We start from the raw sequence: 21,731 nt of genomic DNA, 5'->3' as shown, positions 1-21,731 counted from the left end.
CGGGGGGCCCGAGGGACCGGGAACGGGGATCGGGGGATCCAGGGTTCTGAGGACCGGGGGGCCCGAAGGACCGGGAACGGGGATCGGGGGATCCAGGGTTCTGAGGACCGAGGGGTCCGAAGGGCCTGGGGGCCGGGATCGGGGGATCCGGCGTTCCGAGGACCGGGGGGGGTCCGAAGGACCTGGGAACGGGGATCGGGGGATCCGGGGTTCCGAGGACCGGGGGGCCCGAAGGACCTGGGGACCGGGATCGGGGGATCCGGGATTCCGAGGACCCGGGGTCCCGAGGACCCGGGGTCCCGGGGTCCCGAGGACCCGGGGTCCCGAGGGACCTGGGAACGGGGGCCGGAGAGACGGGCATCGGGGTTCCGAGTCTTGAGGACCGGGGGGTCCGAAGGATTTGGGAACAGGGGCCCGGAGAGCGGGGATCGGGGGATCCGAAGGACCCGGGAACGGGATCCGGAGGAAGAGGGATCGGGGGATTCACAGGCCGGGAAATCGGGGTCGGGGGACCCGGAGTCCTGGAGGCGGGGATCGGGGGATCGGCCGCGGCGGCGCGGAGGGGAAGCCGTCGCGGCCGAACCATGTCCGGGGGCGTCCGGGGCAGCCGTCGCGGCCGTCGCATGCCGGGCCCGGGCCGAATCAGGTCCGGGCCTGTCCGCGCAGCCGTCGCGGCCGTCGCATGCCGGGGTCCGCGCCCCTCACCTCGCCACGCCGGGGTCCGGAACCCCCACTCGTCACCCGGGGTCCGGGACCCGACCCCGGGGTGAGTCACCCGGGGTTCGGGAACTCCGCCGAGTCACCCCAAGCTCGGGGGACCCTCACCTCGTAATCCCGGGGTCCGAGACCCCCACCCCCTCACCCCGTGGCCGGTCGTCCCGTTCGGTCTCGCAGGTTGCCCTTGACCACCTTGCCGCTCGCGTTGCGCGGGAGCTCCGGTAGGAACTCCACCGTTCTCGGGACCTTGTAGTTGGCCATCTCCCGGCGGGCCCACGCGATCAGGTCGTCGGCGGTCAGGACGGCGCGCGGCCGGCGTACCACGTACGCCCTGCCGACCTCGCCGAGCCGGGCGTCCGGCACGCCGATGACGGCGACGTCGGCCACCTCGGGGTGGAGGCCGAGGAGTTGCTCTATCTCCGCCGGGTAGGCGTTGAAGCCGCCGACGATGAACATGTCCTTCACCCGGTCGGTGATGCGCAGGTTGCCGGCCCGGTCGAGGACGCCGACGTCACCGGTGCGCAGCCAGCCGTCGGCCGACAGCACCTCCCGGGTGGCGGTCTCGTCCTCGTAGTAGCCGCGCATCACGTTGAAGCCGCGGACCATGATCTCCCCCGGGACGCCCGGCGCCACGGCCGCGCCCCCGGTGTCCACCACCCGCACCTCCGTCCCGGGAACCGCCCGCCCGGAGGTGGAGGCGATGACCGACGGGTCGTCCCCGCGACGGCACATCGTGACGATGCCGCTGGCCTCCGAGAGGCCGTACGCCGTCAGTACGGTGCCCACGCCGAGTTCGCCCCGCAGGCGTTCCACCAGCCGCAGCGGGACCACCGCCGCGCCGGTGACCACCAGCCGCAGCGCGGAGAGGTCGTGGGCGTCGCGGGCGGGATGGTCGAGGATCGACTGGTGCAGGGTGGGCGGGCCGGGCAGGACCGACACCCGTTCCGCCGCGATGTTCGCGAGCACCGTGCCGACGTCGAAGACCGGCTGCGGGATCATCGTCGCGCCGCGCATCAGACAGGCCACCACGCCCGCCTTGTAGCCGAAGGTGTGGAAGAAGGGGTTCACGATCAGGTAGCGGTCGCCGGGCGCAAGGCCGGCCAGGTCGCTCCACACCTCGTACGCCCGCAGGGTCTGCGCGTGGGTGATCACCGCGCCCTTGGGGCGGCCGGTGGTGCCGGAGGTGAAGACGATGTCGGAGGGCATCCCGCCGTCGATCCGCGAGGCGCGCGCCCGTACTTCCGCCGCCCCCACCGACTCCCCGGCGGCCAGGAAGTCCTTCCAGGTCAGGAAGTCGGCCGGGGCGTCGTCCCCGAGCACCACGACCTGCTCCAGCGCGGGCAGCCCCGGCAGGGGTCCGGCGCCGGGCCCCTCCCCCGTGGCCCGCCGCAGCGACGCCACGTACGACGTCCCCAGGAACGTCCCCGTCACGAACAGCAGCCGCGCCCCGCCGCGCCGCAGCACGTACGCCGCCTCCGCCCCCTTGAACCGTGTGTTCAGCGGGACCAGCACCGCCCCCGCCGACACCGCGCCCAGGGCGGCGACGATCCAGTCCAGCGAGTTCGGGGCCCAGATGCCGACCCGGTCGCCCGCCGTCACGCCGTTCGCCATGCAGGCGGCCGCCGCGCGTTCCACACGCGCGCCGAGCTCCGCGTACGAGATCCGGGTACGGCCCTCCACGACCGCCTCGACGTCCGCGTGCCGCTCGGCCGCCGACCGGACCAGGCCCGGAATGGTGCCCCACTCCACATCTCCGCGCACAACCGGCCTCCCGTCACCACTAGCTGACTGCCCGTCAGATTAGCTGTAACCTGACGCCCTGTCAGCTGCCCGTCGGTGTGCGGAGGTATGCCCAGCATGGCCGGACTCAAGGACGCCACCGCCATCGTCGGCATCGGCCAGACGCCCTTCGCCAAACAGCTCCCCGAGGACGAGAAGACGCTCGCCTGCCGGGCCGTACTGGCCGCGCTCGACGACGCCGGGATCGCCCCCGGGGAGGTCGACGCTCTCGCCTCCTACACCATGGAGGAGACCGACGAGGTCGAGCTGGCCAAGGCCGTCGGCTTCGGCGACCTCACCTTCTTCAGCAAGGTCGGCTACGGCGGCGGCGGTTCCTGCGCCACCGTCGCCCATCTCGCCGCCGCCGTCGCCACCGGGCAGGCGACGGTCGGGGTCGCCTGGCGCTCCCGCAAACGCGGCTCCGGACCCCGCCCCTGGACCAGCACCGCTGTCCAGCTCCCCACCCCTGCCCAGTGGACGCGCCCCTTCGGGCTGCTGCGGCCCGCCGACGAGATAGCCATGCTCGCCCGCCGCTACATGCACGAGTACGGCGCGACCCGCGACCACCTCTTCAACGTCGCCCTCGCCTGCCGCAACCGGGCCAACCAGAACCCGGCCGCGATCATGTACGACCGCCCCCTCACCCGCGAGATGTACATGACCTCGCGCTGGATCAGCGAGCCCCTGTGTCTCTTCGACAACTGCCTGGAGACGGACGGGGCGTTGGCGTGCGTGGTCGTCGGCCGGGAGCGCGCCCGCGACTGCCGCCGCAGGCCCGTCTACATCCACTCCGCCGCCCAGGGCCTGCCCGCCCAGCACCACGGCATGGTCAACTACTGGAACGACGACCCGCTCACCGGACCCGCCTGGACGGCCGCCCGCCACCTCTGGAAGCACGCCGACCTCACCCCCCAGGACGTCGACGTCGCCCAGATCTACGACGCCTTCACCGCCCTGATCCCGCTGTCGCTGGAGGGCTACGGCTTCTGCGGCCGCGGCGAGGGCGGCGCGTTCACCGAAGGGGGCGCCCTGGAGACCGGCGGTCGGCTGCCGATCAACACGGGCGGGGGCGGACTCTCCGAGGCGTACGTCCACGGCTTCAACCTCGTCAACGAGGGCGTGAAACAGCTGCGGGGGACCAGCACCGCCCAGGTTCCGGGCGCCGCCACCTGCCTCGTCACCGCCGGCGAGGGAGTCCCCACCTCCGCCCTGCTCCTGAGGAGTTGAGATGCTCCAGCCGCTCACCGACACCGACGGTGCCCCCTTCTGGCGGTACGCCGCCCAGGGCGAACTCCGCGTCCATGCCTGCGCCGACTGCGGGGAACCCCGCTTCCCGCCCCGGCCCTGCTGCCCGCGCTGCGCGTCCTTCGACAGCGACTGGCAGCGTGTCGACGGGCGTGGCCGCATCTGGTCCTACGTCCTCCCCCACCCGCCGCTCCTGCCGGACTACGCGGAGCAGGCGCCGTACAACGTCGTCGTGGTCGAGCTGGCCGACCTGCCCCGCATACGGCTCGTCGGGAACCTGGTCGCCGAGGCGGGGGCGCGTCTGGACTCCGTGTCCCCCGCGCGCCTGCGCATCGGCGCCCGGGTGCACGTCGTCTTCACCCCGGACGGGCTTCCCCAGTGGGTCCTGGAGCGGTCATGAGCGTGCGGGTCGGCGCCGACAAGGACACCGGTGTCGCCGTCGTCACCCTCGACCGGCCTGAGCGGCTGAACGCCATCGACCTGGGCATGCGGGACGAACTCGTGGACGTCTGGCGGGCGTTGCGGTTCGACGACTCGGTGCGGGCGGTGGTGCTGACCGGGGCCGGGGAGCGGGCGTTCTGCACAGGGATCGACCGGGACGCGGTCGTACCGCAGCCGAACTCGCCGTACATGGCCGACGATCCGCTGCTGCGGGTCGGCCCGAAGGCGAACGACCTGTGGAAGCCGGTCGTCGCCGCCGTGCGCGGGATGGCCTGCGGCGGCGCCTTCTACCTTCTCGGGGAGTCGGAGTTCGTCGTCGCCGACCCGACGGCCACCTTCTTCGACCCGCACACCACGTACGGGATGGTCAGCGCGTACGAGTCCGTCCTGATGGCGCAGTCGATGCCCTTCGGGGAGGCCGCGCGGATGGCGCTGATGGGCACCGCCGAGCGGATGTCGGCGCGGCGCGCCCACGACATCGGGTTCGTGTCCGAACTCACCGAGGAAGGCGGCGCGTTGGCGGCGGCGCGGAGGTGCGCCGAGGTCATCGCCGGCTGTCCGACCGAGGCCGTCCAGGGAACCGTGCGCGCCCTGTGGGCGGCGAAGGAGGCCGCGCTGGCGCACGGGTTCGCGCAGGCCCCGCACCTGATCTCGCTCGGGAACCTGCCGGCCGGCCGACAGGCCGACCTGTTCCGGGAGCGGGGACGCGAGTTCAGGCTGCGGTGAAACCACGTCCGGCCACTGCGCCGGACGGGCGACGCCGACGATCCGACGCGGCCGGCAACCCGCGCCGCGGGACCCCCGACTGCCGGGGCGGCCGGGCCGCCGGAACGCAGAGTCGGCGCGCCCCTGGGCCGCCGGGCAACCGGGCCGCAGGCTCGGCACGCCGCCGGATCCGAAGTCGGCGCGCCACCGTCACCGCGTGACGGTGCACGCGCCGCGCGAACCCCGACAGCCGGGCCGCCGGGCCGCCGGGCCGCCGGAACGCAGAGTCGGCGCGCCGCCGGGCCGCCGTCACCGCGTGCCTGACGCCGGGTCCGTCACCGTGTGACGGGCCCGGCGTCAGGCAGCCGAATGACCGGGACCCGGCGTCAGGCCGTCCGTGCCGTGCCCGTGCCCTTCTCGGCGTCCAGGGCGTACACGCAGCGGTCCTTGCTGCACGCGTAGACCACGCCGTCCTTGACGACCGGGGAGCCGGTGATCTCCCCGCCGGTCGCCAGCTTCCATCTCAGGCGACCGTCGTCGGCCTTCAGCGTGTACAGCAGGTGGTCCGTCGAGCCGAAGTGGATGCGGCCCTCGGCCACCGCGGGGGCGCCGACGATGTCGCCGCCCGCCTGGAAGCGCCACTTGGGGGTGCCGGTGACGGCGTCCAGGGTGTAGAGGCCCTTTCCGCTGCCCACGTGCACGTGTCCCGCCGCCACCAGGACCGAGTCGACCGACGCCCGGGACTCGGTCGCGATGCGCCAGCGGTCGCGGCCGTCGGTGGCGTCCAGGGCGTACACCGTGCCGAGGTAGTCGGCGAGGTAGATGCCGCCGCCGGTGACCGCGGGGCCCGGCACGTACGTCGGCGCGCACAGGAAGGCGGCCGGGGCCTCGAAGTGCCAGCGGACGTGGCCGCTCGCCGCGTCGACGGCCAGCACGCGGGTGCCCGCGGAGACGTAGACGTAGCCGTCGGGCGCGGGCGCCACCCGCACCGGCACGCCACCGCAGGAGGCCGCGTCGCCGATCGGGTACGACCAGCGCTCCTCACCCGAACGGGCGTCCAGGGCGCGCAGCCGGGCGTCCTGCCAGACGTACACGGTGCCGTCGTGGAGGGTCGGTCCGGCCTCCGGGGACTCGAAGTCGGTCTGGACGCCGGTGAGCTCCCACCGCTTCTGGCCGCTGCCGGCCTCCCAGGCCTGTACGCCGCCGCCGCGGGTCCCGGTGACCACGGTCCCCCGGTCCGCCTTCAGCGAGTACACCCAGGCGTCCGTCGACAGCCGCCACAGGTCGGCGCCCTCGCGGGCCTCCAGGGCGAACAGGGTGGGCCCGTCGGAGGCGTGGATACGGCCGTCCGCGACCGCCATCGACCAGGCCACGTCCCGTGTCTTGAAGCGGCGGCGGCCGGTGCCGACGTCGAGGGCGTGCACCTCGAAGGAGGTGACGTAGACGAGGTCGCCGGCGACCGAGGGGGTGCCCCACACGTCGTTCGACATCCGGAACCGCCACGGGCGCCAGCCGGCCGCGGTCTCCGGGGCCACCGGCGGCGGCGCCGGTACGGCAGGGCCCACGGCACCGTCCGTGCCGTTGACGCCGGGGCGGGGCCTGGACCAGGAGGCGGCCAGGCCGGCCTCCGGCGGCGGCGCCTTCACGGCGGCGGCGCGGGCGTCGACGACGCGGGGTCCGGGCCCGATCGGCACCTGGGCGCCGGCCAGCCGCACGGGCCCGGCGTCGGGGGCTCCCACGGGCACGGGCGCCGGGATCACGGGGTCGCGCGACGGCGGGGGCGGTACGGGTGCGACCCGGACGCCGCCACGGCCACCCTGGGCGGGCTGCAGCGCGGGACGGCCGCCGCGGCGGGTCTCGATCAGGGTCACCGCGCGCTCGGGCAGCCACGCGGACGCCGTACCGCTGTCGTCGGAGCCGGAGCCGAAGAGGTGCGGGGCGAGCTGGGCCTGGAGGTCGGCCGGGTTGGGGCGGCCCGTCGCCTCCATCTGCATGCAGGACTCGATCAGCGGGCGGAGCTCGTCGGGCAGGCCCTCCAGGTCGGGGCCCTCGCGCAGCAGCATGAACACCGTCTCGACGGGGTTCGCGCCGTGGAAGGGGGCGTGTCCGGTGGCGGCGAACACGAGCATGGAGCCGAGCGAGAAGACGTCACTCGCGCCCGTGACGCTGCGCGAGTCCTTCGCCTGCTCCGGGGACATGTAGGCGGGCGTGCCGACGGCGACGTTCGTCATCGTCAGACGTGTGTTCGAGACGCCGGAGGCGATGCCGAAGTCGATGACCCGCGGCCCGTCCTCGACCACCAGGACGTTCGAGGGCTTCAGGTCACGGTGGACGAGCCCCGCGCCGTGGATCGACTGCAACGCCTCGGCGACGCCGGCGGCCAGCCAGCGCACCGCCTGGGCGGGCATCGGCCCGCACTCGTTCACTATTTCCTCGAGGGAGGGCGCGGGAACGTACGCGGTCGCCAGCCACGGCACCGCCGCCCGCGGATCGGCGTCGACCACGGCCGCCGTGTAGAAGCCGGAGACCGCGCGCGCGGCCTCGACCTCACGCGTGAAACGGACGCGGAAGAGCTGGTCCTCGGCGAGCTCCGTCCGGACCGTCTTGATCGCCACGCGCCGGCCGGACGCCGAGCGCGCGAGATAGACCAGCCCCATGCCGCCGGCACCCAGCCGTCCCAGCACCTCGAACGGCCCGATCCGCCGCGGATCGTGCTGCGTCAGCTGATCCACCACTTGCCTGCCACCTCCCCGTACGAGCCGCGCCACCCACATATGTACGCGACCCCGTGCAGCGTCTCACCACCGCACCGCCATGGCGGCACGCACCCCGATTCTTCCTGCCCGGGGCACAGGTTGCGAACTCGGGGGAAAACCGGGGTGTCTCGCCGTATATGCGAACATAACTCCGCCGTTCAGCGCTGGAGAACCGCGAACGACGCCCCCTGATTGTCCGAGATCACGGCCACCTTTCCGTACGAAGCTTCGAAAGGCGGTACCTGGACCCGCCCGCCGAGCCGCTGCGCCGTCCCGAGAGCGGCCTCGCAGTCCTCGACCCGGAAGTGGACGAGGAAATGCGGCGGCATCTCCGCCGGGAACACGTCGGAGACGGTCGCGCGGCCGAAGTCGGGCTCGGCGTCCGGCCCGAACAGCGCGTCGTGGAAGAGCTCGCCGTAGAAGGCGTTGGCGGTCTCGGTGTCCCGCGCGTACAGCTCGGCCCAGGCGAAGGTGCCCGGCTCGTGCCGCTTGCCGAAGCCGGGATGGCCGCCCGGCTGCCAGAGGCCGAAGACGGCACCCTCCGGGTCGGCGGCCAGCCCGGCCGTGCCCAGTTCGCCGACCGGCACGGGCGCCGTGACGACCTGCCCGCCGACCGCGGCGATCCGGCGGGCCAGCCCCACGGCGTCCGGGGTCGCGAAGTACACCGTCCAGACGGTGGGCATACGGCCGTCCGCCTTGCGGGCGAGCGCGCCGACGGGCTCGCCGTCCCGCAGCGCCCACACGGGCGATCCCGGCACCTCCGGCCGCTCCTCGAAGGTCCACCCGAAGAGCTCGCCGTAGAACCGCCTGCCCGCCGCCGGATCGGGAAGCTGGGCGTCGATCCAGCAGGGGACGCCCTCTCCGTACGCGGATGCCCTGTTTTCGGCCATGCTCACAACGTAACGGCGACTCCCGCACCTCGCAGACCAGGCGTACCGCCCCGCACACACCCCCACACCCCATTTGCAGTCGGCCGAATCGCGCTCCGATCACCCCTCGGTAAGCTGACGGCATGACAGGACAAGTGCGTACCGTCGACGGCCGCGTGGCCGGTCGGCGTGGGCAGGCGACCCGGCAGAAGCTGCTCGACTGCCTCAGCGAGATGCTCAGCTCTTCCCCCTACCGGGACGTCAAAGTCATCGATGTCGCCCGGAAGGCGGGCACTTCGCCCGCCACCTTCTACCAGTACTTCCCGGACGTCGAAGGCGCCGTCCTGGAGATCGCCGAGCAAATGGCCACCGAGGGCGCCGGGTTGACCGAGCTGCTCGCGGGCAGGTCGTGGGTCGGCAAGGCCGGCTGGCAGACCGCCCAGGAACTCGTGGACGGATTCCTGGAGTTCTGGCGCCGCAACGACGCGATTCTCAGGGTCGTCGACCTCGGCGCGGCCGAGGGCGACAAGCGGTTCTACAAGATCCGCATGAAGATCCTGAACTCGGTGAACAACTCCCTCGCGGACTCCGTCGCCGAACTCCAGGCCAAGGGCAAGGTCGACAAGGACGTGAACCCGGGAGCGGTCGCGGGCGCACTGGTCGCGATGCTCGCGGCGGTCGCCTCGCACCAGAAGGGCTTCTCCTCCTGGGGCGTCAAGCAGGCCGAACTCAAGCCGAACCTGGCCCTGTTGGTGTACCTGGGTGTGACCGGCAAGAAGCCGACGAAGTAGCCCTGCCTCCCTTTTTCCAGACCCCACGTCCTGTCTCGCAGGCGGTGGTTCACTCCGGTGAGCCACCGCCTGCCGCGCTGCCGGGGGAGGTTGGTCGCGAGGCGGGCCGACGGCACGGGCCGGACCGGTGGTCAGCTCCGTACCAGCCTGAAGAGCCGGATCTCCCGCTCCACCCGCGCCTGGTACGTCGCGTACGGCGGCCAGAAGCGCAGCACCGCCTGCCAGGCGGCCGCCCGCTCCTCCCCCTCCAGCAGCCGGGCGGTGACCGGGATGTCCTCGCCCTTCCAGCTGATCCGGGCCTCGGGCCGGGCGAGGAGGTTGTGGGTCCAGGCGGGGTGGCCCGGCCGGCCGAAGTTGGACCCGACGAGAATCCAGCTCCGCCCGCCCTCCTCGGGCATGCAGGCCAGCGGCGCCCGTCGGGCGAGCCCGCTGCGCGCACCGGTCGAGGTCAGCACGATCCCCGGTAGCATCTGCGCGCTGAGCAGCACCTTTCCGCGCGTGAGCCGGTGCACGGCGCGGTCGAGCGCGGGAATGACGTACGGCGCCACCTTGGCGAAGCCGCGGGTCGAGGACACCTTCTGCACCACACGCACGCCGACAGCCATCACACACTCACCTCCGGGGTCTCGAACAGACGGGCTCCGGCGGCGGCCCGCTCCCGCAGCCGGTGAACCGGCCCGAACAGCAGTTCGTCTCCGCTGGCGCGCTTGAAGTACAGATGGGCCTCGTGCTCCCAGGTGAACCCGATGCCGCCGTGCAGCTGGATGCCCTCGGCGGCGGCGGTGCGCAGCGCTTCCAGGGCCTGCGCGAGGGCCAGAGCGCCGACCCGCTCCCCGCCTCCGGCGGCCCAGGCCGCGTAGTAGGCCGCCGAGCGCGCGGCCTGTACCTGCACGTACACGTCGGCCAGCCGGTGCTTCACCGCCTGGAAGGACCCGATCGCCCGCCCGAACTGCTCGCGCTGCCGGACGTGGGCCACGGTCCGTTCCAGTGCCCGGTCGGCGGCCCCGACGGCCTCGCAGGCCAGCAGGGCGGCGGCGCCGTCACCGACCCGGGCGAGCCCGGCCAGGACCTCCGCGCCCCCTCCGCCACCCAGCAACTCCGCCGGAACGTCGCGTAGTTGCAGACGGGCCTGCGGGCGGGTCGCGTCCAGCGCGGTCCGTCGCACCCGTACGAGTCCCTCCGCGTCGCCCTGGACCAGGAAGAGCAGGGTGCGCGACCGGGCGAAGCCGCCGGCGTGGGCGGCGACCACCAGCAGACCCGCGCTGTGCCCGTCGAGCACCTGGTCGACCTCCCCGTACAGCCGCCAGCCCTCGCCCGCGCGCCGGGCCTGCACGCCTCCCGCCCGTCCGCCGCCGGCCCAGTCGCCGGTGTTGGGGCCGGTGAGCGTGAGGACGGTGGCGAGCTGCGCCCCGGGCACGGCCAGGGCGGCGGTGAGCGCGCCGGAGGCGATCCGCGGGAGCAGTTCGGCCCGCTGGGCCTCGGTCCCCAGCGCGAGCAGCAGGGGCGCGGCGAGTGCGGCGGTGGCGAGCAGGGGCGAGGGGAGGAGGAACCGGCCCGTCTCCTCGCCGGCCAGGGACAGCTCGGTGACGGAGCAGCCGACACCGCCGTACGCCTCGGGCAGGGCCAGTCCGGGCAGCCCGAGCCGGCCGGCGAGGGTGCCCCAGAGTGCGGGGTCGTGGCCCGCGGGGCTCTCCACGGCGGCCCGCACCTCGGCCGCCGTTCCGCAGCGCTTGTGCAGCAGTTCGCGGAGGGTGCGGCGGATCTCGTGCTGCTCGGCGGTGAAGCCGGCGTCCATGGGGGACCTCCTCCGGATCTGACGGCCCGTCATGTTAGGGCGGACCGCCCGGGATGCCCAGAGGTACGACACCTGCCGCCGCCACCGACATCTGATGTACCGTCAGATTCATGATGGCGGGACCGAACGGCCGTGACGTCGCGATCGTCGGCGTGGCCCTCTCCGACTGCGGCCGCGTGGACGACGCGACCCCCTACACCCTGCACGCCCAGGCGGCCCGCCGGGCGCTCACCGACTCCGGCCTGGACCGCGGGCTCGTCGACGGCTTCGCCTCGGCCGGCACGGGCACTCTCGCCCCCGTCGAGGTCGCCGAGTACCTGGGCCTGCGCCCCACCTGGGTCGACTCCACCTCGGTGGGCGGCTCCACCTGGGAGGTCATGGCGGCCCACGCGGCGGACGCGATCGCCGCCGGCCACGCCAACGCCGTCCTCCTCGTCTACGGCTCGACGGCCCGCGCCGACATCAGGGCGGGCCGCCGGACCGGAAACCTCTCCTTCGGCGCCCGCGGTCCCCTCCAGTTCGAAGTCCCCTACGGCCACACGCTGGTCTCCAAGTACGCCATGGCGGCCCGCCGGCACATGATCGAGTACGGCACGACGATCGAGCAGCTCGCGGAGGTGGCGGTCCAGGCACGGGCGAACGCGGCCCTCAACCCGGAGGCGATGTTCCGGGACCCGGTCACCGTGGACGAGGTCCTGTCCGGCCCGATGATCGCCGACCCCTTCACCAAGCTCCACTGCTGTCTGCGGTCCGACGGCGGGGCGGCGGTCCTGCTCGCGGCCGAGGAGTACGTACGGGACTGCCGTACGGCCCCGGTGTGGATCCTCGGCACCGGCGAGCACGTCTCGCACGCGAGCATGTCGGAGTGGGACGACTTCACGGTGTCCCCGGCGGCGGTGAGCGGACGGCTGGCCTTCCGGCGGGCCGGGGTACGACCACAGGAGATGGACTTCGCGGAGATCTACGACGCGTTCACCTACATGACCCTGGTGACGCTGGAGGACCTGGGCTTCTGCGCGAAGGGCGAGGGCGGGGCCTTCGTGGAGAAGGGCCGGCTGCGGGTCGAGGGCGGGGAACTGCCGGTGAACACGGACGGGGGCGGCCTGTCGGCCCAACACCCGGGCATGCGGGGCCTGTTCCTGCTGGTGGAGGCGGTACGGCAGCTGCGTGGGGAAGGCGGTGTACGCCAGGTCCGGCGCCCGGACGGAAGCCTGCCACGCCTCGGGCTGGCGTCGGGCACGGGCGGGTGGTTCTGCTCGGCGGGGACGGTGGTGCTGGGGCGGGACTGACCCGGCGCGTGGCGACGGGCTCGCGGCGACGGCGGCATGGCGGGTCGCGGGGCATGCGACCCGCCCCCCGCCACGCCACTGGCCCGCCGTCACCCGGTCGACGGGTGCCCTGCCGCCCGAAAACCCACGTGCACGCCCGCCCCGCCCCGCGCTACCGTCCTCGACGTGCAGGTGCGCAGGCAACGGCTACTTCTCCTGTCAAGAGCGTGACGCGGGTTCGAATCCCGCCGCCGGCTTCGTGCCGGTGTCGTCCAGCGGCCCAGGACGCGTTGTCGCCGTCGCCGACCTCGATCTCTGCACGCCTACGGCACCAGCCGCCCGCCTCGGGGAAGTGAGGCGGGCGGCTTCGTCATGTTCGGCGCGCCCAGGCCCCTGTCGGCGACGTCGATCCCTTCGAGGTACGCGCCGAACCGGATCCACGAGACATTGGGGGCATGGGAACGGAACTTCACGAGCTACTGAGGTCACTGCGGGTGTGGGACCCGGAGGTGACCGACCTGCCGGCCTTCGACCCGGCGGCGGCCCCCGCCGAACCACTGCCCCTCTTCACCGCCTGGTTCGCGGAGGCGGTGGCGGCGGGCGAGCGAGAGCCGCACACGATGACGCTGGCGACGGCCGACGAGGAGGGACGCCCGGACGCCCGGATCGTGATGCTGCACGGTGCCGACCCGGAGGGCTGGGCCTTCGCCACGCACGCCACCAGCCGCAAGGGCCACCACCTCACCACCCGGCCGTACGCCGCGCTCACCTTCTACTGGCCGCTGCTGGGCCGCCAGGTCCGGTTGCGCGGCCCGGTCACCGTCGCCCCCGACACGGAGGCACAGGCCGACCTGCACGCCCGGTCGACGGGGGCGCTGGCGTCCGCGCTGACCGGACGGCAGAGCGAGGTGCTGGGCTCGGTGGAGGAGTTGGCGAGGGCGTCGCGGGAGGCGTGGGAACGAGCGGAGCGTGAACCGGAGGCGGAGGCGCCGACCTGGACGCTGTACCGGCTACGCCCGGACGAGGTCGAGTTCTTCCAGGGCGACCCCCGACGCCGTCACGTACGGCTGACATACCGCCGCCAGACGGAGAGCTGGACCAGGGAACTCCTCTGGCCGTGAGCGACGGATTCGCGCGTTATCAGGAGGTTCGGCCCGAGCCGGGGCTACTTCTTCTTGCGGGCCTGGACGACTGATGGGCCCGTCATCGGTGAAGCACCGCCCAGAACTGGTGGTTGTCAGCGGGGCTGACGTTTCCTGATGTTCCCGACAAACATGTGAGCCGCACCGGCAATGCACACTGTCAGCGCAAGCAGAATCCAACCGCCGCTGTTTCCCATGACGATCAGAAGGATCGACAGGACAAGCCCCGCGACAGCAAATAGGTAGACGAACATCATCCATCGTTTTACCGCGGCGCGCTGACCAACGGACCAACCGACCTCGGGCACTTCTTCCCCAATCTGTGTGGGCGAATGCCGGGCGCGCGAAGCGCCCGGCATTCGCCTTTCAGTTACCTATCCACCGCTTACGGCGTTTGACGCGATCTGACCGACGCTCCATGAAATGGCGTAGCAACCGGTGGCCGCTCCGAGAGATCCGCCGAGGGTTGCAGGGGCCGATGCCGCCACGGCGGCGCCGCAGGCCGCCGCGGCCAACCCACCTGCGACCGCCCCAGCTACGTCGCCCCAGAGCCCCCTTGTGTCACCCTGGAAGAGATGCACGCCGCCTGTGATGCCGTCGCCGATCGGCCCGAGTGCGTCCGCGACCCCGGTGAGGCTGATCGTGCCGTTGGGGTCGATGCGGTTGACCGGGTCGCCCTCGGCGTACAGGTACGGGTTCTGTTCCTGGCCGGAGGGGTCGGGCTGGGTGAAGCGGCCGATATTGGCGTCGTAGTAGCGGGCGTGCAGGTGGTAAAGGCCGGTGGGGTCCTGGTAGTTGCCCGCGAAGCGGTAGGGCTGGACGACCGGTTCTGTCGACTGGGCGAGGATGCGCACGCCGCGGGGGCTGTAGGTGTAGGTGTCGACCTTGTTGCCGTCCTCGTCCGCGAGACCGATCACGCTGCCGATGGCGTCGGTCAGGTAGAAGTAGGTCTTGCCCCCGGTCGTCATGGAGTTCAACGTGCCCCCGGGTTCCCGGTTGAAGCCCATGTCCACGCCGGCAGTCGACGTGGCGGACAGGCCGAGCGGCCCGTTGTGGAAGAACGTGTCCCCGAGCTTGACGCGTTCGCTCTGGTCGGTGGAGCCGTACTGGCCCGCGTACGTCTTGGCGTTGACGGTGATTGACGTCATCTGCGAGTGGTCCGACCAGGTCTCGACGGTGCGCAGGTAGTCGTCGGTGGAGGCGCCGGCGGTCTCGTTGCCGATCTTGTCGTAGGACCAAGTGCCGGTGGAACTCGACTTGGACGTGAGCTGCTGGGCGTCGTTGTAGGTGTAGGTGGTGCCGCGCGGGCAGCCGGGGTCGGTGCCCTGGGAGGTGAGGTTGCCGGCCAGGTCGTAGCAGTACTGCCAGGAGTCGGCGATCGCGCCCGCCTTCTCCTCCTTGGCGTAGGAGAAGCGGCCCGCTCCGTCGTAGCTGTACGTCCGCTTCAGCCCGGTCACGTTGTCGGTCGAGGTGCGGATCTTGCTGCCGTCGGTGGCGCTGTTGGTGCCGTAGCCGTAGGTGTAGGCGAGGTTGACCAGGGTGCCCTGGTCGGAGGTGACCTTGATGGACTCCGGCCGGCTGGACTTGTCGACGTTGACCGTCTGGACCGTGCCGCCGGGGTAGGTGGTCGTCTTGCGGACGTCGTTGTTGTTGTAGGTGTACGTGGTCACGCGGCCCTGCGGGTCCTTCAGCTCCTTGAGCTTGTTGACCTCGTTCCAGGTGTAGTCGACCGTGCCGGCCGGGTCCTGGTAGTAGTCGACGTTGCCGGCCGCCGTATAGGCCAGCAGGGTCTGGGAACCGTCCTGGAGGTGGCGGACCGTTTCGCGCTGCAGCGGGTCGAAGTCGTACTTGATCGTGCCGGTGCCGTCCGAGCGCTGGGTCAGGTTGCCGTCACCGTCGTACCAGTACTCGACCTTCACCGTGTTCGGCGAGGTCACGGTGCGGATGCGGTCGAGGTTGTCGTAGGTGTAGGTGACCGTCACGTTGCGGGCGTCGGTGACGGTCTTGGTGCGGCCGAGGTCGTCGTAGGTGTACGTCGTCCTGGCCAGCGGCGCGGGCGGGGTGACCGTGTCCAGGTTGCCCTTGGTGTCGTAGTGGAAGTCGGTCTCCACCGTCTTCGACGACGTCATCTTCGTCTTCTGCGCGCAGCGCTGGCCCTCGAAGCCGCCGCAGGTGACGGTAGCGGGGTTGTAGTCGTGGGAGACGCTGCCGCCGCCGGTGCCGGTCTGCGCGACCGTCTTGGTGTTGCCGGCCGTGTCGTAGGTGAAGGCGGTCTTCTCGCCGTCCGGGTTGGTGGAGTCCTTGGGCGCGTCGCCGCCGGCGATGGTCTGCCAGTTGTTGACGGTCGCGCCGCCGGTCGGCGCGACCGCGGTCTTCAGGTTGTTGCGCGTGTCGAAGCCGTAGTCGGTGACGTTGCCCGGGGTGGTGCCCGAGCCCATCGCGTCGGTGGCGGTGTCGATGTTGTGGTTGGCGTCGAACTTGGTGGAACGCTTGTGCCCGAGCGCGTCGGTCACCTCGGTGACCTGGCCGTCGCCGTCGTGCACGTACTTGGTGGCGTGCGTCTCCGGGTCGGTGGCCGTGGTCGTGCCGGCCGCCGTCGGGGAGTCGGCGCTGTAGGCGTAGGTCCAGGTCGGGCCGGTGTGGCCGTCGCTGTCGAAGCCGGTGCCGCGCAGCATGGAGGTGACGCGGTTGGCGTCGTCGTAGGTGAAGACCGTCACCCGCCCCTCCGCGGTGGTGATCTTGTCGACGCGGCCGGAGGTGTCGTGACGGAAGGTGACCGTCTTGCCCTCGGCGTCCGTGGTGCCGGCCAGGTTGCCCGCGCTGTCGAGATTGAAGACGGCGGTACGGCCGGTGTTGTCCTTGGCCTGCCACTGCGAGGCGTCCGTCTTCAGCAGGTCGATCCAGCGGCCCGAGCGGGTCTCGGTCAGCTTGAATCCCTTGTGCTCGCCGCCCTCGTCGTGCTGGGTGACGGTGACCGTGCCCTTGTTGCGGTCGGTGACCTTCGTCAGGGTGCCGTTCGCGTCGTAGGTCTCCGTGCCGCCCGACTTCCACTTCGTCAGGGTGTAGGTGCCGTCCGCGTTCTTCTTCAGGTCCTCGGAGTAGCCCTTCGGGGTGGTGAAGGAGCCGTCGCTGTTCTTGGTGAAGCGGACCGTGGCGCCCGAGGCGTCGTAGAAGACCACCTCGGTGGAGGAGATCGACAGGTAGCGCTCGTACTGCTGCCACCAGCGCTGCGAGACCTTCCCCCACGGCGCGTCCATCGAGTTGTACGTCCGCGCCAGCGTCAGGCGCTGTCCCACCCCGGCGATGTCGAAGTCGGTGGCCGTCAGCATCAGGTTGCCGGTCGAGTAGTCGATCTTCGCGGTCAGCGCGTCGGTGATGGCGAAGCTGGTGTAGCGGTGCCAGGGCACGTTGCCCTGCCCCTCCGGCACCAGCGACGTCACCGAGGTATCCGCCGCTCCGCTACGGGACTTGGCCTTCTCGGACGGTGCACCCGTGGCGTGTTCGCGCTGCTCGCGCAGCCAGGGCGCGTACACCTCGTCGGTCGGATTCTGCGACGGTTCGGACTTCACCGGCCGGTTGGGGCCGACCTTCACCGCCGGCATCTCGAAGTCGGGACTGTCCGAACCCCACACCGACGTGGGCTTCGTGTCGTCGGCGACCGCGCTCGCGGCCGGGAGCGCCGAGAGGGCCAGCGCCCCCGAGGCCACCATCGCCGAGACGGTCAGAGCCGCTGATCTCTTACGGGCACGCCATAAGGACATGCCGAAGGCACGCTTGTGCATGACTTCCCCCCACAGGAAGACAGACCCCGGTGGCCCCAGTGGTCACCGAGCGCCCACAAGGTGCCACGGGATTCGCACAAAGATCCGTGCCGTTCCCACGAACTTCCTTCACAGGCGTGCAGGAATCAGCCCCTCCCCTTCAACACCCCATAGCGCGGTAATTCCGGCCAAAAGATTGCAATGAGCCTTCGAGGAACGAAGCAGCACAAGCTCAAAGAGTCGCAAAAGAGACCGAAAAGGCTTCCACGGGGCCCCGTCACTCATGAGGGCTCCGCTCGCCCGGATAGCCGCAGGCCCCCGCGCGCGGCAGCACCGCCCACATGCGGGTGCCTCCGCAGGGCTCCCGGTCGCCGCCGATGCCCCAGTCCCCGCGGCAGTCCCGCACCACCCCGTCCAGCACGCGCAACGACACCCGCCGCGACAGGACACAGATCGCGCCCAGACGCGCGTCCGCGTGCGGTGGATGGCCGTCGTAGAGAGTGACGCGCAGGGCGTCGTACCGATAGCGCAGCGACACGTACAGCTCCGCCCTGGGCGAGAACAGGCAGGCGCAGGCGGCGAGTTCACCCACCACCTGCACGGCCGCGTCGGTCACCTCGGCCAGGTCGTGCGCCCGCAGAACCGTCCGGGTCGCGGCGCGCGCGATGCCCGGACTTCGCGGGGTCGCGGGAAGCGTGAAGCTACAGGAGAGCGACTCCGGGCGGGTGGGGGCGGAGAGGGTATCGGCGGTGACGGAGGTCGGGGACTGGCAGGACCCGGTGTCGAGGTGCACGGCAACTCCCTTGTCGTGTGCGGAGGGAACTCCCGGTGGCCTGTCTCCCTGACACGGGCCCACCCCTCCCAGGGGAGGAGACGTCGGGCGGGCGCGTGTGATGCGCTTCCGGGAAGCTTCGTGACGGCTCTGTAGTCGAGCCATTACTGACTGTAGAGATACTGGGGTAACAGTGTCCAGCTCGATGGAGATAATTACCTCCATTGTTGATGGACTTGATCGTGCTCCCCCGGCAGACTTGGGGCGTCCACAGCGCACGAAGGGGCCGCATGTCCACGAGAAGTACGCCGACCGAGCGACAGAAGCGCCTGGGCGCGGAGTTGCGGAAGATGCGGTTCGCGGCGGGCGCCACCACGGAGTACGCCGCTGGACTACTCGGCATCGACCGGACCCGACTGTCCAACATGGAGTCGGGCATCCGTCCCTTCACCGCCGAGCGGATCCGCACTCTCGCCTCCAACTACGCCTGCACCGACGAGCGTTACGTCGACGCCTTGGTCGCCATCGCTGAGGACAAGGCCCGGGGCTGGTGGGAGCAGTACCGGGGCACCCTGCCCGCCGGGCTGCTGGACATCGCCGAGTTGGAGTGGCACGCGACACGGGTACGCACCGTGCAGTTCATGCACGTACCCGGACTCCTCCAGACCGAGGAGTACGCCCGCGCGATCTTCACCGCCGTACTTCCGCCGATCAGAAGACTGGACATCGAGTTGCGGGTGGCCCACCGCCTGGCACGTCAGCAGGTCTTCGAGCGGCCCGAGCCTCTGCCCTACCTCGCCTACGTCCACGAAGCGGCGCTGCGCATGAGGTTCGGCGGCGTCGAGGTGACCCGGGATCAGCTCAAGCACCTCGCGGAACGGTCCGAACAGGACGGGATCGAGGTACGGGTCATCCCGGTCAGCGTGAGTGGATTCCCCGGGGCGGGCCACGCGGTGCTGTACGCGAACGGACCCGTGGCCGAGCTCGACACCGTGCAACTGGACTCCGCGCACGGCCCGGTATTCACCAACGCGGACGCCCAGCTCACCAAGTACCGTGCGCATCTGGACTGGATGGACGACACGTCACTGCCTGCGGCAGCCTCACGCGACCTCATTCTCGACATCGCCTGCGACCTCTGAGGAACAGACATGAGCACCGAAATCGCATGGGAAGACCCCTTCTGCGGTGAAGGCAACAACTGCTTCCGCATAGGTACCGACCCGGCCGGCAACGCCTACATCGCCGTCACCGGGCAGGAGGACCGTCCCCTCACCGACACCCACCAGGCCCTCCGCTCCCTCATCCTGGAGATCAAGGCGGGCAAGGCGGACCACCTGCTGTAGCCGAAGTCACGGCAACCTTTTCGGGTTCGACGGCCACTGAGGGCCGGAAGCTTCCTTCCGCTACACCGGCGCCTACCTCGACCCGACCGGGCTGTACAAGATGGGCGCCCGCTACTACGACCCCACCCTCGGCCGCTTCACCGAACCTGACCCCAGCGCCACGGAGGCCAACCCCCTACCTCTGCGCGGCCAGGGACCGACAGCAGTCCGAGCACCAACTTCCGGACCCGGAACCGGGGTTCGACCCGTGTGAACCGTCCCGCTATCCGGCTCATCAGACCCTCGAACGCCTCCTGCCAGCGGGCAGGGTCTACGCTGTGACCTGCCGCCACCGCGTGATCGTTTGTCTTCACACACCGATGATCAACGGGTGGCCGCACCCGTCTCCACAGCGCGTCGGGGTCGCGCAGCGTCCGCCCGCCGTCCTGTGTCAGGAGGACATGTGCAACGTGGCGAAGTCTGGTGGGTGGAGTTCGACGAGCGGCGGCCGGTCGTGCTGCTGTCGGGAGACGACGCGTCCGGGATCCGGGTGATGCAGGTCGTCGCTCGGGCGGGTGTCGACATCACCGGTCTGGGCGTCGAAGTGGCAGTAGGCGCCGTGGAAGGACTGCCCTTTGAAGGCGTGCTTCGGTTCGCGTTCCCGCGTCCGGGCTTCACCCCTTGCACGTGGCTGACCACCGTGTCCCGGGACGACCTGATCGAGCGGGCGGGCGCCCTGTCCTCCGCGAAACTCAGCGAGATTGAGAACGCCCTCCGTCTCGGTGAGCAGGCGAAGGAGTGGACCCCGGAGACGACCGCGAAGCTCAGCGAGATAAGGAACGCCCTCCGTCTCGGTGGACTCGGGTAGGCGGAGAAGGAAACGGACGCCCGCGACGGCGTGGTCGGTCTCGTCCAAGAGCCCTTCTGCGCGGAACGAAACAACTGCTTCCGCATAGGTACCGACACGGCCGGCAACGGACCACCTGCTGTAGCTGAAGTCACGGCAACCTTTTCGGGTTCGGCGGCCACTGAGGGGAGGAAGCTCCCATACTCGGGGCCTCACCTGAACTAAGGGCTCAGTGTGATTTAACGTCTGCGGGTTCGGGAGTGTCGGCGGGTGGGCTGATGGTGTAGTTCCACTGGCCGTGGGTTTCGTGACGGGTCAGCGGGAGGGCCTTCATGGCCTTGTCGCTGATCTTGATGCCTGTGGGGTAGACACCGGTGTCCAGGGCCGCGGACACGGTCAGGCCGGTCTCGGTCGTCGTCGCACCGATCAGGGAAACGGCGGCCTCGTGGCTGGTCAGTGGTGTCCCGCGCCAGTTCATGGTGATTGCGGAGAACAGCCGGTGCTCTATGCGATTCCACTTCGAAGTACCCGGCGGCAGGTGCAGCACGGTGATCGACAGGCCGGTCTCGGCGGCGAGGGCAGCCAGCCCGGTCTTCCAGGCCCGTAGTCGGCTGCCGTTGGATCCGCCGCTGTCCGCGGTGATCGTCAGTGTCGTGGCCTGCGGATATGCGGCCCGGCCGACGTTGTTCCACCAGGTCCGCAGGGTGTTCACGGCGAACGCGGCGGTGTCGTGATCCATGCCGACGCTGACCCAGCCGGCGTTGGCGCCGATGTCGTAGACGCCGTAGGGGATGGCTTTGCCGGCCGGTCCGGGGAAGTCGTGGACGTTGACCTTCACCGGGTCCCCAGGCGGTCGCCATTCCTTGCCGACGTTCTTGAAGTTCCCGATCAGTTCCTTTTTCTTGCAGTCCACGGACACGACGGGCTGTCCGGCAGCGAGGGCCGCCCTGACCTGATCGTTGAGGTAGCGGAACTGGGCGTCGCGGTCGGGGTGCTGCTTGCCCTCGACGGTTTTGGCGTTGCCCTGCAAGGAGTAGCCGGCCTCGTGCAGCAGTCGGGCCACGACGTTCTCGGTGCACCGGTGTCCCCGATTGACCAGCTCGGCAACCAGGTGCGACAGCGATTTCGTGGTCCAGCGCAGCGGGTTCATCGGATCACCACGAGTCTCCGGCTCGACCAGGGCATCCAGGTCCACGGCCAGTTGCGGGTCCAGGACCTCGGCCCGTCTGCGGCCGCCTCCCGGCCCCCGGGACCGCCCGACCGCCAGCGGCTGCGGATCGTCCAGTTCCCCGCGGCCCCGTCGGATCGTGTCCTGGGACACCCCGGTCGCCTCACAGACGATCCGTGCACCGCCGCCACCCAGCTCACGAGCCTCGTTGCCGAGCCACAACCGTCGCTGCCGCTCGGTCAGGTGATCCCGGATCGCCTCGTAGCGCCGGGCCAGGGACTCCATATCGATCGGCATAGCAGGAAACGTACGCGCCGCGCGACTGATTCATAACTTGTTTCGCTACGAGC

18 protein-coding genes, 1 tRNA gene and 2 pseudogenes are annotated in these 21,731 nt (G+C 71.0%); 11 read left to right on the top strand and 10 right to left on the bottom strand.

Annotated elements, in window-relative coordinates:
• Positions 1-858: 858 nt before the first annotated feature.
• The gene (locus OG985_RS26015) at positions 859-2,478 is read right to left on the bottom strand and encodes a FadD3 family acyl-CoA ligase (RefSeq protein WP_371670743.1); all 1,620 of its coding nucleotides are present in this window, start codon (positions 2,476-2,478) and stop codon (positions 859-861) included.
• 96 nt (positions 2,479-2,574) lie between these two features.
• Between OG985_RS26015 and OG985_RS26010 the strand changes: the two genes are divergently transcribed.
• From OG985_RS26010 to OG985_RS26000, 3 genes are read left to right on the top strand one after another with little or no spacing between them, the layout of a single operon-like run.
• A complete protein-coding gene (locus tag OG985_RS26010) occupies positions 2,575-3,723 on the top strand; it encodes a lipid-transfer protein (protein WP_371670742.1) in 1,149 nt (382 codons plus the stop codon).
• Between the two features lies 1 nt (position 3,724).
• The gene (locus tag OG985_RS26005) at positions 3,725-4,141 is read left to right on the top strand and encodes a Zn-ribbon domain-containing OB-fold protein (RefSeq protein ID WP_371670741.1); all 417 of its coding nucleotides are present in this window, start codon (positions 3,725-3,727) and stop codon (positions 4,139-4,141) included.
• Entirely contained in the window at positions 4,138-4,908 is a 771-nt protein-coding gene (locus OG985_RS26000) for an enoyl-CoA hydratase/isomerase family protein (protein WP_371670740.1), read from the top strand. Before OG985_RS26005 ends, OG985_RS26000 begins: the two co-directional genes overlap by 4 nt.
• A 365-nt stretch (positions 4,909-5,273) precedes the next feature.
• On the opposite strand, the gene OG985_RS25995 is transcribed toward OG985_RS26000, so the two are convergent.
• Both OG985_RS25995 and OG985_RS25990 read right to left on the bottom strand, forming a co-directional pair.
• Complete coding sequence (locus tag OG985_RS25995) at positions 5,274-7,622, bottom strand: PQQ-binding-like beta-propeller repeat protein (protein WP_371670739.1); 2,349 nt, start codon at positions 7,620-7,622, stop codon at positions 5,274-5,276.
• 179 nt (positions 7,623-7,801) lie between these two features.
• Entirely contained in the window at positions 7,802-8,533 is a 732-nt protein-coding gene (locus tag OG985_RS25990; protein WP_371670738.1) for a VOC family protein, read from the bottom strand.
• 134 nt (positions 8,534-8,667) lie between these two features.
• Here OG985_RS25990 and OG985_RS25985 point away from each other — a divergent pair, with 134 nt between their 5' ends.
• Positions 8,668-9,303 carry a TetR family transcriptional regulator gene (locus OG985_RS25985; RefSeq protein ID WP_371674498.1) on the top strand — a complete coding sequence of 212 codons (636 nt, stop codon included), beginning with the start codon at positions 8,668-8,670 and terminating at the stop codon, positions 9,301-9,303.
• A gap of 131 nt (positions 9,304-9,434) precedes the next feature.
• On the opposite strand, the gene OG985_RS25980 is transcribed toward OG985_RS25985, so the two are convergent.
• Together OG985_RS25980 and OG985_RS25975 are read right to left on the bottom strand one after the other, a co-directional pair.
• Positions 9,435-9,908 (bottom strand): nitroreductase family deazaflavin-dependent oxidoreductase, encoded by a 474-nt coding sequence (locus OG985_RS25980; protein ID WP_371670737.1) that lies wholly within the window; start codon positions 9,906-9,908, stop codon positions 9,435-9,437.
• Positions 9,908-11,098, bottom strand: a complete 1,191-nt coding sequence (locus OG985_RS25975; RefSeq protein ID WP_371670736.1) for an acyl-CoA dehydrogenase family protein — start codon at positions 11,096-11,098, stop codon at positions 9,908-9,910. Before OG985_RS25975 ends, OG985_RS25980 begins: the two co-directional genes overlap by 1 nt.
• A gap of 110 nt (positions 11,099-11,208) precedes the next feature.
• On the opposite strand from OG985_RS25975, the gene OG985_RS25970 reads away from it, so the two are divergent.
• From OG985_RS25970 to OG985_RS25960, 3 genes are all read left to right on the top strand, one after another.
• Complete coding sequence (locus tag OG985_RS25970) at positions 11,209-12,387, top strand: acetyl-CoA acetyltransferase (RefSeq protein WP_371670735.1); 1,179 nt, start codon at positions 11,209-11,211, stop codon at positions 12,385-12,387.
• 167 nt (positions 12,388-12,554) lie between these two features.
• A tRNA-Ser gene (locus OG985_RS25965) sits at positions 12,555-12,623 on the top strand.
• A 198-nt stretch (positions 12,624-12,821) separates the two neighbouring features.
• Complete coding sequence (locus tag OG985_RS25960; protein ID WP_371670734.1) at positions 12,822-13,487, top strand: pyridoxal 5'-phosphate synthase; 666 nt, start codon at positions 12,822-12,824, stop codon at positions 13,485-13,487.
• Positions 13,488-13,603: 116 nt separating this feature from the next.
• Here OG985_RS25960 and OG985_RS25955 read toward each other — a convergent pair whose 3' ends face one another.
• The 3 genes from OG985_RS25955 to OG985_RS25945 form a co-directional block, all read right to left on the bottom strand.
• Positions 13,604-13,816 (bottom strand): hypothetical protein, encoded by a 213-nt coding sequence (locus OG985_RS25955; RefSeq protein ID WP_371670733.1) that lies wholly within the window; start codon positions 13,814-13,816, stop codon positions 13,604-13,606.
• Between the two features lie 66 nt (positions 13,817-13,882).
• Positions 13,883-17,218: an RHS repeat-associated core domain-containing protein gene (locus OG985_RS25950; protein WP_371674497.1), complete on the bottom strand. Its 3,336-nt coding sequence runs from the start codon at positions 17,216-17,218 to the stop codon at positions 13,883-13,885.
• 328 nt (positions 17,219-17,546) lie between these two features.
• Positions 17,547-18,062, bottom strand: a complete 516-nt coding sequence (locus OG985_RS25945) for an ATP-binding protein (protein WP_371670732.1) — start codon at positions 18,060-18,062, stop codon at positions 17,547-17,549.
• Between the two features lie 269 nt (positions 18,063-18,331).
• Here OG985_RS25945 and OG985_RS25940 point away from each other — a divergent pair, with 269 nt between their 5' ends.
• The 3 genes from OG985_RS25940 to OG985_RS25930 all read left to right on the top strand — a co-directional run bounded on the left by OG985_RS25940 (position 18,332) and on the right by OG985_RS25930 (position 19,640).
• Positions 18,332-19,183, top strand: a complete 852-nt coding sequence (locus OG985_RS25940; RefSeq protein ID WP_371670731.1) for a helix-turn-helix domain-containing protein — start codon at positions 18,332-18,334, stop codon at positions 19,181-19,183.
• Between the two features lie 9 nt (positions 19,184-19,192).
• A complete protein-coding gene (locus tag OG985_RS25935) occupies positions 19,193-19,387 on the top strand; it encodes a hypothetical protein (protein ID WP_371670730.1) in 195 nt (64 codons plus the stop codon).
• A 100-nt stretch (positions 19,388-19,487) separates the two neighbouring features.
• A complete protein-coding gene (locus OG985_RS25930) occupies positions 19,488-19,640 on the top strand; it encodes a hypothetical protein (protein ID WP_371670729.1) in 153 nt (50 codons plus the stop codon).
• Here OG985_RS25930 and OG985_RS25925 read toward each other — a convergent pair.
• Positions 19,585-19,719, bottom strand: a pseudogene (locus OG985_RS25925) (IS701 family transposase); the annotation flags it as partial. The gene OG985_RS25930 and the pseudogene OG985_RS25925 overlap by 56 nt on opposite strands.
• 110 nt (positions 19,720-19,829) lie before the next feature.
• On the opposite strand from OG985_RS25925, the gene OG985_RS25920 reads away from it, so the two are divergent.
• Positions 19,830-20,234 carry a type II toxin-antitoxin system PemK/MazF family toxin gene (locus OG985_RS25920; protein WP_371670728.1) on the top strand — a complete coding sequence of 135 codons (405 nt, stop codon included), beginning with the start codon at positions 19,830-19,832 and terminating at the stop codon, positions 20,232-20,234.
• A 250-nt stretch (positions 20,235-20,484) separates the two neighbouring features.
• On the opposite strand, the pseudogene OG985_RS25915 reads toward OG985_RS25920, so the two are convergent.
• A pseudogene (locus OG985_RS25915) lies at positions 20,485-21,678 on the bottom strand (ISAzo13 family transposase); the annotation flags it as partial.
• Positions 21,679-21,731 lie beyond the last annotated feature (53 nt).

The organism is Streptomyces sp. NBC_00289, assembly GCF_041435115.1.
Taxonomy (GTDB): domain Bacteria; phylum Actinomycetota; class Actinomycetes; order Streptomycetales; family Streptomycetaceae; genus Streptomyces.
Note: the sequence above shows the minus strand (reverse complement) of the source record. Positions and strands in the feature narration are given on the sequence as shown.